The organism is Sorangium sp. So ce327, from assembly GCF_051530205.1.
Classification (GTDB): Bacteria; Myxococcota_A; Polyangia; order Polyangiales; family Polyangiaceae; genus Sorangium; species Sorangium cellulosum_B.
Window position 1 is genome coordinate 10,830,665 of sequence record NZ_CP150330.1, and the last position, 14,118, is coordinate 10,844,782.

Genomic DNA, 14,118 nt, shown 5'->3' on the forward strand with positions numbered 1-14,118 from the left:
CCCGTGGCTCACGGACCTGGGAGCCATGAGCGACGTCGACGTCCGGCTCGCCTGCGAGCCGCTCGGTGAGTGCGTCGTGCTGGAGCTCGCGGGGCGCGAGGCCATGGATGCCCTCTCGTCCTGGGAGGTGCGCGTCGCCGTCCCCGGCGAGGTGGATCTCGCGGCGCTCCTCCGCGCCCCGGCGACGCTCGCGCTCGTCGATCCCGCCGAGGGCTCCGAGCGGCTCGTCCGCCTCCTCGTCGTCGAGGCGAGCTGCGATCTCCGCCGCGGCCGGGAGCGGATCTACGCGCTCCGCCTCTCGGATCCGCCATGGCTCCTCACGCTGCGCGGCGGCTACCGGGTCTTCGTGGAGAAGACCACCGAGCAGGTCGTGACCGAGGTGATGGCGGGCGCGGGCATCCCGGCGGCGGCGATCGAGCCGCGGCTCGCGGGCGCGTACCCGGTGCGGACCCAGTGCGTCCAGTACGCCGAGGCGGAGTGGGCGTTCATCGAGCGCCTGCTGGCCGACGAGGGGATCTCGTACTGGTTCGACACGACGGCCGAGGGCGAGCACCGCATCGTCCTCGGCGACGGCAACGGCTCCCACGACGGGATCGAGGGCGGCGCGGCGCTCCCCTACGCCGGGGCCCGGGGGGCGAAGCTCGGCGCGCGCGCCCTCTCGTCGCTCGAGTGGGAGGAGCAGGCCGTGGTCGATCGGGTCACCGTGCGTGACTTCGACGTGCGGCACCCGGACGTTTACGTCGACGGCCACGCCGGCGAGGGTGAGCTCGCGTGGCTCGAGGTGCCGGCCGGCGTCCCCACGGCCGAGGCCGCGAAGGCGCGGGCCAGGCGGCGGCTGGAGCAGCTGCAGCGCGACAAGGTCACCGTCACGGGGGAGAGCGACTGCATCCGCCTCGGGCCAGGGCGCCTCGTGGAGATCACGGGCGCGGGGGCGGACCTCTTCGAGCAGCGGATGCTCGTCGCCGAGCTCTCCCACCGCTACGCGAGGCCGAGCCGCGACGGCGGCGCGGCCACGCCCTACGGAAACCGGATCGCGCTCAGGCCGACGAAGGCCGCGGACGGCGGAGATCACCCGCCCTTCCGACCCGCGATCCGCCCGGCGCCCGCGGTGGAGCACATCGACGGCGCGGTGATCACGGGGCCGCCCGGCGAGGAGATCCACGTCGACGATCTCGGCCGGATCAAGCTGCGCTTCCTCTGGGATCGCTCCGGGATCGCGGACGACCGCGCCTCGCACTGGATCCGCTGCCTCCAGCACCCGCTCGGCGCCTCGATGTTCCTGCCCCGCGTGGGCTGGGAGGTCCACGTCGGCTACCTCGACGGCTCGCCGGATCGCCCCTTCGTCCTCGGGCGCGCCTACAACGCGACCGCCGTCGCGCCGTTCCCGCTCCCCGCGGCGTCGGCGACGACCGCGCTCCAGTCGTGGACCACGCCGAGGAGCGGCGAGACCCAGGGGATCACGATGGTCGACGACGCGGGCGCGGAGGCGCTCTCGATCCACGCCTCGCGGGATCTCTCGGTCAAGGTCGGCGGCCCGGAGACGACGCGGATCGACGGCGACGACGCGCAGGTCGTCGGCCTGTCGCTCACCAGCAACGTGCTCGGGAGCCACGCCGCGCGCGTCGGGGCGACCCAGCGCGTCGACGTGGGGCAGGAGATGCTCCTCTCGGTCGAGGGGGCGAGCTCCGAGCTCGTCGGCGGGGCGGAGCTCGTCGACGTCACCGGCAACCGCGCCGTGCTGGCGAGCGGGTCGTGCGTCGAGGTCGTGGGCGCCGGCTACGCGCTGCTCTGCAACCAGTCGAACGTCAACGTGAGCGGCGGCTGCGCCCGGGTGGTGCTCGGGACGACGTCGATCGCGAGCGGCCTCGGCGTCACGGAGTCGGTCGCGGGGGCGCGCACCTACGCCTGCCGCGGCTCCCGGACGATCCGCTGCAGCAGCTACGCCGAGTCGATCAACGGCGGCAAGCGGAGCCAGGCGGGCGCGGTGCACGAGCGGGCCGCGGGGAACGTCGGCGTCAAGGCGTCGATCGGGACGATCACGGCCGGGAAGGTGTCGATCGGCGCGGGCGGGAAGGTGTCGATCAGCGCGCCGGTGGTGACGATCCAGGCCAGCGGCAGCATCGCGGCGGGCACGATGAGCCTGGGCGGCGGCAAGCTGAAGACGACCGGCGGCGTCACCCACGTGGACGGCGGCACGACCCGGCGCGCCAGCGGAAAGGCGGGCAAGTGAGCGAGCGACCGATCCTGCTCGAGATCCCCGGCGTGGACGCCGAGCTCCGCGTCCACGCGTGCCAGGTCGAGGAGCGCGCCTGCGCCCCGACGGTGGCCCACGCGCGCTGCGCCGCCTTCGTGGGCGGCGAGCCCGCCGAGCTCGCGGCGCTCGATCTGATCGGGCGCGCCGCGACGCTCACGCTGCGCTTCCACGGCGTCGAGCGGCGCTTCGCGCTCGCGGTGGAGGCCGTCGAGGAGCGCGACGCCCACGCGCGCGTGACCCTCGCCTCGCCGGTCGCCCGGCTCGACGAGACGCGCGACTACCGGGTCTTCGTCGACGAGAGCGCAACCGAGATCGCGGCGCGCGTCCTCGGCGATCACGGCGTCCGCCTCGACCTCCGCGCCCGCCGCGCGGCGGCGAAGCGGCCCCACTGCGCGCAGGTCTTCGAGAGCGACCTCGGCTTCTGCGCTCGCCTCCTCGCCGAGGAGGGCATGAGCTGGTTCCCGGACGACGGCGATCCCGCGCTCCTCCACGTCGCCGACGCGCCCGAGACGTTCCTCGACACGGGCGCGGCGATCCCGTGGCGCGACGAGGCGGGGCTCGTCCCCGGGCGAGCCCTCACCGCGGCGCGGATCCGCAGGCGGGTGGCGGTCGAGAAGGTCGCGCTCAAGGCGTACGATTTCACGCGGCCGATGCTCGATCTGAGCGGCGCCTCGGGCGAGGGCGCGCTCGAGTGGTACGAGGTCCCGGGCGGCCTCGACGATCCGGACGCGGGCCGCGAGCTCGCGGCGATCCGCCTCGCCGAGCGCCGGGCCGGGGCGATCTCGCTCGAGGGCGAGGCCACGGCGCCGGAGCTCCGCGCCGGCGAGATCGTCGAGGTGACCGACCCGCCCGAGGAGCTCGGCGACGCGCGCTGGCTCGTGCTCGCCGTCGCGCACGAGGCGAGGGCCGAGCCGGGTCTGGAGGAGCTCGCTTACCGCGCTCGCTTCCAGGCGGTCCCGGCGCACGACGGCTTCCGCCCGGCGCGCCGGGCCCCCGAGCCTCGCGGCGGCGCCGGGACCGCGGTGGTCACCGGGCCGCCGGGCAAGGAGATCGCCCTCGACGAGCACGGCCGCAGCCGCCTCCAGCTCCGCTGGGATCGCCGCGACATGCGCGAGACGTGCGAGACGTCAGACCACCGGAGCTCCGGCTTCGCCCGCGTGACCCAGCCGCAGCTCTCGGGCGCGATGCTGAACCCGCGGGTCGGCTGGGAGGAGCTCGTCGGCTTCAGCGACCGGGGCGGGGAGATCCCCGTGATCCTCGGCCGGTTGTACAACGCCGTCCAGGCGCCGCCCGCCGCGCTGCCCGCGAAGAAGGTCGAGACCCGCCTTGGCACGCGGGCGACCCCCGGCGGCTCGGGCGGCAGCGGCGTCGGGATCAGCGACGAGGCCGGGGACGAGCGCCTCGGGCTCGACACGTCGGGCGACTACCGGGAGCGGACCGAGAACGACAAGCGGACCGAGATCGCCGGGCGATCCGAGCGCGTGGTCGGCGGCGCCCGGACGGTCGAGGTCAAGGAGCGGCGGGTCGAGAAGGTGGCGGGCGCGCTGTCGCTCGAGGTAGGCGGCGAGCGCAAGGTGGCGGTCGACTCGAACTACGGGCTGAAGGCGGCCTCCGAGGCGATCACCGTGGGGGGCGCCCGCGTGATCCGCGCCGGCGGCGACTACCTCACCGTGACGCCGAGCTTCGTCCGGATGGTGGGCGGCGCGAAGCAGGAGGTCGGCGTCGAGCACCAGAGCGTGTTCGTCAAGGGCGCCTCGACGCTGCTCGTCGGCGGCTCGGTGAGCACCACCGCCGGCCCGTCGGAGTCGGTGGGCGTGGCCGGCGCGGCGATCGTGAAGGTCTCGGGCGCGCAGACCATCGACGCCGGCTCCTACGGCCTCACCGTGCGGGGGCTCTACGCGGAGAGCTTCGGCTCGCGCAGCGTCACCGCGGGAGGCGACGTCGCGGAGAGCTTCGGCAAGGTCACGACCACCTCGCGGGGCGCCGCCGACATCGCCGGCGCCGAGATCGCCGTCGAGGCGGCCGCGAAGCTGACGATCAAGGCGCAGGGGGTGACGATCACCATGACCCCCGGATCCATCACCATCTCGGGCAAGCTCGAGGGCCCGACCTCGAGCGTGGAGGAAGGGGTTCATCGCTATGGCTAGGTCGCGCACGGTCCAGCAATCGGCCGCCCGCCCCGCGCGGGGCGAGGCGAAGCCCCTCGGCCCCGGGCTCCACCCGGGGGTCGTGGAGATGATCGCCGCGCGCGGCCAGGAGAGCGACGCGCGCCCCGCGTTCCAGGTGCGCTCGAGCGACGGGCGCCGGCTCCTCGCGACGCTCGCCGCCGGCGTCTCGCCCGCGTTCATCGAGGAGTGCATGCGCGAGGGCCGCACCGTCGTGCTCGCGGACGCGCCCGGGGGCGTCGCCATCCTGGGCGCGCTCCAGACGGCCTCGGCGCCGGCGCCGGACGCGCACGGCACGCTGGCGCTCGACGCCCGCCACCTCCGGCTCCGCGCCAGGGAGACGCTGGAGCTCGAGGTGCCGGGATCGAGCCTCCGGATCGAGCCCGGCGGCGCTGTGCGGATCGAGGGCGACCGGCTGGTGATCGACATGGCGGCGCTCGTGCGGATCTTCTCGGCGCGGGTGGAGCTGCCGTGAGCGGCGTCGCGCTGACGATCGAGGGCGATCCGGATCTCTCGCCGTCGCGCGTCCGCGGCGTGGAGCGGCTCGGGGAGGCCTCGGCGTTCGAGATCGATCTCCATGGACCGAGGGACGCGCTCGTCGCGCCCGGGAGCGCGCTCCGCAAGGCGGGGCGGCTCGCCATCGACGCGCCCACGGGGAGCCGGACGTTCCTCGGCGTCGTCACCCGGTTCGCCGTGATCGCGAGCGATCACGAGCACCTGCGGGCTTACCGGCTCACGCTCGCGTCGCGCTTCGCGTTGCTCGCGCTCACGCGGAGGGCGCGCACGTTCCAGGAGATGACGGCGCCGGAGATCGTCGAGCAGGTGGTGCGAGGGGGCGGCTACAGGACCGTGCGCAAGCGGCTCGCGGCGTCCTACCCGAAGCGCCGCTACGTCGTGCAGTACCAGGAGAGCGACGCGGCGTTCGTCCGGCGGATCTGCGAGGAGCACGGGCTGTATTTCCGGTTCGAGGACGACGGCGAGGGCGAGGTGTTCGTCCTCGAGGACGACTCCGCCTCCGCCGAGGACGCCTACCCGGGCGGCGTCGCGCTGGTCACGCGCAGCACGCTGGACGAGCCGGGGCCCGTCGCGGTGGACGCGGCGCGGCGGCTGCGGCGCGCGGCCGGCAAGGTCGTCGTCCGCGATCACAGCCCCGATCAGCCCCGGCTCTCGCTCGAGGCCGAGGCCTCGGGGGGCGTCGAGGCGGAGCGGGAGGTGGAGGTCTACGAGGCGCCCGGCGGCTTCGCCTCGCCGGCGGAGGGCGCGGCGCGCGCGCGGATCCGGCTCGAGTCGCTGCGCGCCGAGGCCGCGCGCCTGTCGTTCGACAGCAACGCGCTGGCGCTCTCGCCCGGCGCGCGCTGCCGCCTCGTGGAGGCGCCGGACCACCACGGCGTCGTCCAGGCGGCGGGCGACTGCGTGGTGACCGACGTCGCGCTGCGCTGGGACGCGGGCGACGGGGTCCTCCGCGCCAGCGTCGGGGCGATCCCGGCCAGCGTGCCGTTCCGCCTGCCGAAGGTCACGCCGAGGCCGCGCATCGCCGGGGTGCAGTCGGCCTGGGTCACGGGGGAGCGCGGGCAGGAGATCCACCCCGACCCGCTCGGCCGCGTCCACCTCCGCTTCCACTGGGATCTGCACGGCGAGGGCGACCAGCGGAGCAGCCTGCCCGTGCGGGTGGCGCAGCCGCAGCTGCCGGATCCGATGCTCCTGCCGCGCGTGGGCTGGGAGGTCTTCGTGATGTTCGAGGACGGCGATCCGGATCGCCCCGTGGTGCTCGGGCGCTCGTACAACGAGAAGCAGCGGCCGCCCCTCGCGCTGCCGGCGAACAAGACGGTGACCTCGATCGCGACCGACAGCTCGCCCGGCGGGGGGGCGCGGACGGTGTTCCAGATGGACGACGCGGCCGGCCGCGAGCACGTCCTCGTGCACGCGCCCTTCGCCAAGGAGACGACGGTCGGGGGCGATCACGAGGCGCAGACGCTGAAGAACGAAGATCTCCAGGTCGGCGCTGCCCTGCAGGCCGAGGTCGGGGGCGACGAGTCGACCTCGGTGCACCTCGGGTACATCGGCGGCTACGGCTCCCGCAGCGTGACGGTGGGCGCCGTGCAGCGCCAGAGCGCGGGGGGCAACTTCGTGAGCGAGGTCGGCGCCGAGACGGCCGTGGTGGGGGGGATGCTCGTGGAGCAGGCCGGCAACCCCGTGAAGGGCGCGGCCAACCTCGCCGCGTCCGCGCTGCTGTCGAAGGTGGGCGCGCGGGGCGCCGCCGGGCAGATCGCGGCGTCCGCGATGGGCGCGTCGCGCGCGGCCTACGAGGGCTACCAGGCGAAGGGCGCGGAGGGCGCGCTCGCCGCGATCAAGGACAGCGCGGCGGGCAGCGCGATGTCGCTGCTGCCGGGGGGCGAGGCGATCCTGGCGGCGGTGAAGGGGTCGTCGAGCCCGATGCCGTGGGATCACGGCCGGCCCGCGCAGGGCGAGGCGGCGCCGGGCGGCGGGGCCGCGGGGGCCAGCGGCGCGGGCGGCGGCCCGGCGGGCCCCGGCCCGGGCCACCGCAGCGTCGTCGCGAGCGGCTCGTACACCGAGGCGGTGGGCGCCCTCTACGCGCTGACCACGCCGGGCCCCGTCTCGTGGGTGACCGCCGGCCCCGCGACGACCGTGATGAACGGGAGCCACACGAGCAGCGCGGCGAGCGCCGGCCTCCAGGTGGGCGGCGGCCTCGGCGAGTGGCTCGGCTCGCTGAACATCGGCAGCCGGGGGGCGATCACCCGGAGCGTCGCGGGGGCCATGACCTCGGACGTGAAGGGCGCGCTGAAGATCAGCGCGGGCGGCTCGTACACGCTCACCGCGAAGAGCGCGCTGACGCTCGAGGTGAGCGGGAATCTGAAGCTCGGCGGCAGCCCGATCACCTTCCGGTGCGGCGCGTCCGAGATCTCGGCGACGCCGGCGGGCGTCACGATCAAGTCCCCCTCGATCACCATCACCGGGAGCTCGAAGCAGTCGGGCTCGCTCACGCACCGATGAAGCTCACCGTGCTCGGCCTCGGCCTCGTCTCGCCCGCCGGCGCCTCGGCGCGCGATCACGTCTTCTTCCCGCGCGCCGGGGCGCCGCCGCCCCCGCCGTCGCCGTTCGTCGGGCCCGACGGGCGCCGGATCGACGCGCGCTACTGCCCGTGGATCAGGCCCTCGCAGGCCGACGCGGGCCGCCTCCTCGCGCTCGCGCGGGGCGCCGTCGGCGAGGCCCTCGCAGTGGTGCCCGGGAACGAGGCTGCGGGGATCCCGCGCTTCGTCGTGACGCCGGCGCCACGGCCGGGGTTGCCCGAAGGAGCGCTCTCGGAGCTGGCCCGCGCGCTCGGCCCCGCGGCGCAGCGCTTCACCGGGGCGGCGGGCGCGTTCGCGGCGCTGGCGCGGATCGCGGAGCTACTGGCGAGTGGCGCGGGCGGCGCCGCGCTCCTCGTCGGCGTCGACTCGCACGCCGGGGTGGACGCGCTCGCCGAGCGGCGGCGGCGGCCGGAGAGCCCGTGGCTGCTCGCGCCGCCGCCGCCGTCCGAGGGCGCGGGGGCGCTGCTCGTGGCCTCCGCGGAGCAGGCGTCGCGGTGGGGGGTGGCGGCCGTGGGAGAGATCGTCGCGAGCCGGCACGCGCCGGGGCGCGCGACCGACGAGGACGACGAGCCCGTTGACGCGGCGGCGATGACCGCGCTCCTCCGCAGCTTGCCCGCCGCTGCCGGGCCAATCCAGGCCGTCTTCGGGCAGGGGCGTGCTGGCGCGCTCCGGTGCCGAGAGTGGCAGTTCACGACGGCGCGGTGCGCGGAGCGGCTCTCGCCGAGTTATTTCGATCGCTGCCTCGAGGCGGAGATCGGCGAGCTCGGCGCCGCGGCGGGCGTGATGGGCCTCGCCTGCGCCTTCGCGACGCTCCGGCACGGCGCGGCGCCGGCCGAGGCCGGGAGGTCGTTCGTGGCCTGGGCGATCTCCCGCGATGGCACCCGCGGGATCGCGCTCGGCGCCGCGCACCGCACGGGAGCGGGCAAGGTCGCGGCGGGAGCGGAGGGGGCGCTTCCGGTGATGATGCCGCTCTCGGGGGCGGTGATCGCGCGGGGGGTGGAGCGGGAGGCGTTCGTCCCGTCGCCGATCGAAGCGGAGGAGCCGGAAGACGAGGCGTGGCTCGAGGAGGGCGCCAGGGAGGCGGGCGCGGCGGCGGCGAGCATCGCGGCGGCGAACGATGTGGCGCCGGCGCTCCCTGAGCTGCCGCGCGAGAGCGCGCCCGCGCCGGTGGTGCGGCTCGACGCGGGGCGCGTGATCGAGGTCACGCTGGCGGGGTTCTACGCGTCGGTCGTGGACCATTGCGCGGAGCTCGTGGCCGCGCTCGCTCGGGATCGCGTCGAGGGGCGGCGCTCGTGGCTGCCGGAGACGGAGGCGCGGATGCTCCGGCAGATCGACGCGATCGTGGCCGCGGGGCCGCGGGCGCTGATCGAGGTCGCCGCGTTCTGGGAGCGCTGGATGGACGACCCGTGGAAGTCGTTCGCGGGCGCGATCTCGCTCGCCGCCTTCGCGGGGGACGACGCGCTCGCCGCGATCCACCGGGCGGCGCACCTGCTCCCGCAGGACGCCGAGGACCATGCGATCGCCGTGGCCGAGGCGCTCGCGCTGGTCGAGCGGCCTGGGCTCGCGGGGCTGGCGCGGGCGCTGTCGGCGTCAGCGCACCCGATCGCACGGGCTGCCGGCGTGAACCTGCGCTCGATGCGCGGCGAGCTGCCGATCGAAGGGATCGGCGCCGCACTCGCCGACGAGCACGACGCGGTGGTGCGCGCCGGGATCTGGGGCTGTGAGCGGGTACCGCCGGCGCAGCGTGCGCGCTTCGTCGAGCGCTTGCGGGAGCTGTGTGGAGGGGCATCTCCCGCCGTGGCCTGGTCGGCGGCGCGGGTGCTCGTGATCGGCGGCGAGGTGGAGCTGGTGCGCGACGAGGCGCTGTGCGCACGGCTCGGGCCGTACGCGACGGAGCTGTTCGCGCTGGCCGGGGAGCCGGGCGACTGGCCCCGGCTCGAGAGCCTGCTCGGCCGCCACCGGCCGACGCGCGCGGCGCTCTCCGCCGTGGCGCGCTTCGGCTGCCCGGCGAGCGCCGGGTGGATGATCCAGCAGCTCGACGACGAGGCGCTCGCGGATGATGCAGCGGAGGCGCTGCGCACGCTGTTCGGGCCGATCGTCGAGGAGGCGCGGGAGCTGGAGGCCGGGGCCTGGCGGGAGGCGATCGCGGCGCAGCGGCTCGATCCGAGGGGGCGCTACCGCGGGGGGCGAGCGCTCTCGATCGCGGTGGCGGTGGAGGAGTGCGCGTCGAAGAGGCTGTCGCGTCTCGCCGTGGAGGCGCGCGTTGATGAGCTGCGCGCACGGCTGCGGCTGCCCGATGCAGTCGACGTGAGCGGCTTCTGGGCGAGGGCGGAGGCGAACCTGGCGGCGTTCCTGAAGGTGGCGCGGAGCCGGGGCTGAGCGCTGGGGGCGAGCGGGAGAGGGAGAGAACGCCGTGGCGACGATCAATTACAAATATATCGCGACGACGCGGAGCAATCACTTCTGTCCTGGCCCTGTCCCGGCCATCAGCACAGCGCCGCCACCGGCTCCGACCGGGCCGGTGCCAAGCCCGTTCGTGTACGTCGCGCTCTCGTCGAGTGCGACGGATACAGGCGAGCGGATCGAGATTGGGGGCGCGCCGGTGCTCCTGGATGGCAGCACGATGGACGTCCGCGAGCCGGGTAACATCCCTTGCCAAGGGACCGGCGGCGACGTCGTGTCGCACGTCGTGAACAAAGCGTGCAATGTCTTCACCTCGACAACAACTGTCACGTGCGGTGCTCGTGGGATCGCCTGTACCGGTGACCATGTGTGGCTCAACGCAGCTGGCGCGACGGCAAAGCTCTCCCAGCTGAGCGGGGTGCTCCTGGCGGCGGACATCATCCAGGCCACCACGTACGTCGGCGCCTCTGTAAACGTGATGGTAGTCCTGGATCCGATCTCCGTCGCGTCCGGCGACGTGATCGACGAGACGTTGGATCTATCGATCCCTGGCCTCATCCCGATCGAGTGGAAGCGCCTGTACAGCTCGGCGCGCACCCGCGAGCACACGCCGCTCGGTCGAGGCGGCTGGACCCACACATACCACCAGTGGATCGAGATCGACGGCGACGCGCTGCGCCTACGCGAGGCAGATGGCTCCACTGTCACCGTGCGTGCCACCAAGCCACGCGAGCCGGCCTTTCACCGCGGCAAGCGCCTCGTCATCACCCGCGACACAGGCGGCGGAGCCACCGTCTTCTCGCTCGATACACGCCTCACCCGCACGTTTCGCCCGAGCGGCGGCGGACGCGCAGTCCTCCGCGAGATCACCAACGAATCCGGACACAAGGTTATCCTCGAGTACGACGTGGAGGGGCTCGCGCGGGTCGTCGACACCGCGCGCCGCACGATCACGCTCAAGCACGATGGCAACGGCCACATCGTGCGTCTCGATGTCTTCGCCCCAGGCGGCGAAGGGCGCGCCCCGATCCACGCCGTCTCGTTCGCGTACAACGATGCTGGCGAGCTCGCGCAGGTGACCGATGCGTTAGGCCATACCGAGACGTACGGCTACGACGAGCAGCGCCGCCTCAATCGGAAGACGCTCCCGACCGGCCTCTCTTTCCACTACCTCTACGATGCCGAGACAGGTCGCTGCGTCCGCTCCTGGGGCGACGGCGATCTCCATGCCGGCGATCTCACCTACGATCTCGACCAGGGGACCACGCACTTCACCGGCAACCCCGAACCCCGCGTCTTCAAGTGGCGGCCCGAAGACGGCTCGGTGGTGCGCGAGGCCTCGACCGACGGCCTCTCCGTGCGCGATCTCGAGTTCGATGCCGATGGCCTGCTGCTCAAGGCCAAAAACGCGGCAGGTGACACGCTGACGCTCACCCGTGACGCGCGAGGCAACATCACGCGGATGGCCGATCCACTCGGCCCGCTCGTCGAGCTTGACTATGCGGAGGATCTGCTCGTGCGGCGCCGCGTGGGTGGCGTGTGCACCGATTTCGGCTATGACCACCGGAATCGACTTATCTCGATAAAGTACGCGTCCGGCGCCTTTCTCGCGCTGAAGTACGACGAACAGGGGCGCCTCGCCGAGGTGCACGGACCGGACGGGCTTCGCGGCGCCTTCATCTACGACGAGCAGCACAACGCCATCGAGGAGCGCACGCCTCGCGGAGGGATCCGCCGCTGGCGCCACGACGCGCTCGGGCGCCCGGTCGCCTACATCGATCCTTTGGGAAGGGTGACGCGCCGCGAGCTCGACGCCCTCGGTCGGCCGGCCGCGCTGCACTTACCGGACGGGACCTCGCTGCGCTTCGAGCACGATGCGCTCGGCCGCCTGACCCGCCGCACGGATGCGCTCGGGCGCGTCGAAGCGTTCCGCTACGCCGGCCTGAAATCTCCCATCGAGGCGATCCTGCCCGATGGCTCGGTCTGGTCCTTATCGTATGACCTCAACGAGCGCCTGCAGCAGGTGAAGAACCCGAAGGGCGAGACCTTCGATTTCCGCTATGATCGCGCCGGCAACCTCCGCGAACACCGTTCGTATGACGGCCGCGTCTCCCGCGCGCAGCACGGCAAGAACGGTCGCCTTGCGCGCGTGGAGAACCCTGACGGCACCTTCCGCGCGCTCCGCTATGACGGGGCAGGCAGGCTCCTCGCGGAAGAGACGCCGCACGGAGCGATCAGGGTCGAGACGCCCGAGGACCGCGTCGTCGACTACATCGTCGACGATCCGAGCGGTGAAATCCGTCTCTCCGTCGAGCACGACACGCTCGGCCGCGTCGTAAGAGAGACTCAGAACGGCCGGACGATCCGCTACGAGTACGACGGTCAGAACCGCTGCATCGCTCGCCACCTCCCGACGGGGCACGTGACTCGTTATGCCTACGATGAGGAAGGCAACGTCTCGTCGCTCGATCACGACGGCTATCGCGTGGAGATCCAGCGCGATCTCGCAGGTTCGGTGGTCCGCAAGGTCTTCGTTGGTGCGGGCGTGGAGGCGCGGCGCGAGCTCGACCCGATGGCGCGCCCCATCCGCGACTGGGTCGGCGTCGCCGACCGCACGCTCGTGGATCGCCGCTACGCTTACGATCCCTCTGGCGCGCTCGTCGAGCGCAACGATCTGCGCTGGGGGCTCACACGCTACGGCTACGATCGGCTCGGGATGCTGCTCGAGGCGAGCTCTCCGAAGGGGCGCGAGTCCTTCGTGTACGACGCAGGAGGCTCGCTGAAGCCCGCGAGCTCGGCCTGGGAGATGGGGCCGGGCGGACTCTTGTTACGCACCGAAGAGGCCACCTACGCTTACGACAGCGCGAACCGGCGAATTCGCGAGGCTCGATCGGACGGCGAGACGCAGTACCTTTGGGACTGTCGCGGCCAGCTCCGCGAAGCCCAGCTCCGCGACGGCACGCGTGTGCTCTTCAGCTACGACGCGTTCAGCCGCAGGATCAGGAAGGAGATCATCCCGCCCTCCTCACCGGGCGCGCTGGCGATGGCGGAGGCGCCGAAACCCCGCGTTGTCGAGTACCTATGGGACGGCCTCTGCCTCGCTGCAGAGCTCGACTCCGAGCGCGGCGCGCGCATCTTCGTGCATGAGCCGGGGACGATGTGCCCGCTTCTCCAGCAGGAGGGCGCCGCGGTCCATGCGGTCATCACCGACCATCTCGGCACCCCGACCGAGCTCATCGGCGTGAAGGGTGACGTCGCGTGGTCAGCGCGCCACGCGGCCTTCGGCCTCATCGTCGAGACCGCGCGACGTGAGGACGGCGCATCCGTGGCGTCTCCCTTCCGGCTGCTCGGCCAATACCACGACGAGGAGACCGGGCTCTGTTATGTCCGCTACCGCTACTTCGACCCGAAGACCGCGCGCTTCTTGACGCCGGATCCGCTCGAGCTGCTCGGAAGCCGCAATCTGTTCGCCTTCGACGGCAGCCCCACCACCCATGTCGATCCGCTGGGACTCTCCTGCGTCATCATCGGCAACCCGGCGCATGACGGGTTCATCGCCGTGTGCATGACCGAGGTCAAGCCGGACCCGAGCAAGTACGTGATCGCGGTGCACGGGACCGCCCACCACGTGGCGGTGCGAGACGCGAACGGGATGACGACCCACCATACGCCGCGCCAGCTCCTGGAGATGATCGGCGCTGTCGGGAACTACAACAGCGCAGGAAACATCGTCCTCAACTCGTGCAACGTGGGTCGCATGCCAGACGGCGTGGCCCAGCAGATATCTCGCTCCTTTCCGAACCGGTACGTTTACGGTCCGAGTGATGTAGTCTGGAACCTCGGCCTCTACATCGGACCTCCAGTCGGAGTCGCCAATAGCGCGACGTATGTACCCAAGCCTGGCAAGCCCGAGCCTCCGCCAGACTACACGCGCCCCGGACAGTGGAACTCGTTCTATAATGGCATGCCCCGTCAGGGCAACCGACACGACCAATACACGACGCTGCCCGACCAGATCAAACCGGGCTCAAACACGCAGCCGCTCAACGTCAAGCCAGGCTCGAACACGCAGCCGCTCGACGTTGCCCGACCGGACAATGGACTGCCCTTTCGACGCCCTCCGTCGGGCTAATGGGTGTTCAATGAGTCTGTGAGCATATCCTTCATCAATCCTGCGTCATCCGCGGAGCAGATCACAGGTACCGCG

At 72.9% G+C, this 14,118-nt stretch carries 6 protein-coding genes; all 6 read left to right on the forward strand.

Annotated elements, in window-relative coordinates; translation table 11 throughout:
- Positions 1-25 precede the first annotated feature (25 nt).
- The 6 genes from WME95_RS40555 to WME95_RS40580 are packed head-to-tail and all read left to right on the forward strand — an operon-like array spanning position 26 to position 14,043.
- Positions 26-2,230 (forward strand): type VI secretion system Vgr family protein, encoded by a 2,205-nt coding sequence (locus tag WME95_RS40555; protein ID WP_437904619.1) that lies wholly within the window; start codon positions 26-28, stop codon positions 2,228-2,230.
- The gene (locus WME95_RS40560; protein ID WP_437904620.1) at positions 2,227-4,401 is read left to right on the forward strand and encodes a type VI secretion system Vgr family protein; all 2,175 of its coding nucleotides are present in this window, start codon (positions 2,227-2,229) and stop codon (positions 4,399-4,401) included. Before WME95_RS40555 ends, WME95_RS40560 begins: the two co-directional genes overlap by 4 nt.
- Entirely contained in the window at positions 4,394-4,894 is a 501-nt protein-coding gene (locus WME95_RS40565) for a hypothetical protein (RefSeq protein ID WP_437904621.1), read from the forward strand. The genes WME95_RS40560 and WME95_RS40565 overlap by 8 nt, the downstream gene beginning before the upstream one ends.
- A complete protein-coding gene (locus tag WME95_RS40570) occupies positions 4,891-7,431 on the forward strand; it encodes a type VI secretion system Vgr family protein (protein WP_437904622.1) in 2,541 nt (846 codons plus the stop codon). The genes WME95_RS40565 and WME95_RS40570 overlap by 4 nt, the downstream gene beginning before the upstream one ends.
- On the forward strand, positions 7,428-9,887 hold the full coding sequence (locus WME95_RS40575; RefSeq protein ID WP_437904623.1) for a hypothetical protein: 2,460 nt from the start codon (positions 7,428-7,430) through the stop codon (positions 9,885-9,887). The genes WME95_RS40570 and WME95_RS40575 overlap by 4 nt, the downstream gene beginning before the upstream one ends.
- A gap of 34 nt (positions 9,888-9,921) precedes the next feature.
- A complete protein-coding gene (locus tag WME95_RS40580) occupies positions 9,922-14,043 on the forward strand; it encodes a DUF6531 domain-containing protein (RefSeq protein ID WP_437904624.1) in 4,122 nt (1,373 codons plus the stop codon).
- The last annotated feature ends 75 nt before the right edge of the window (positions 14,044-14,118 follow it).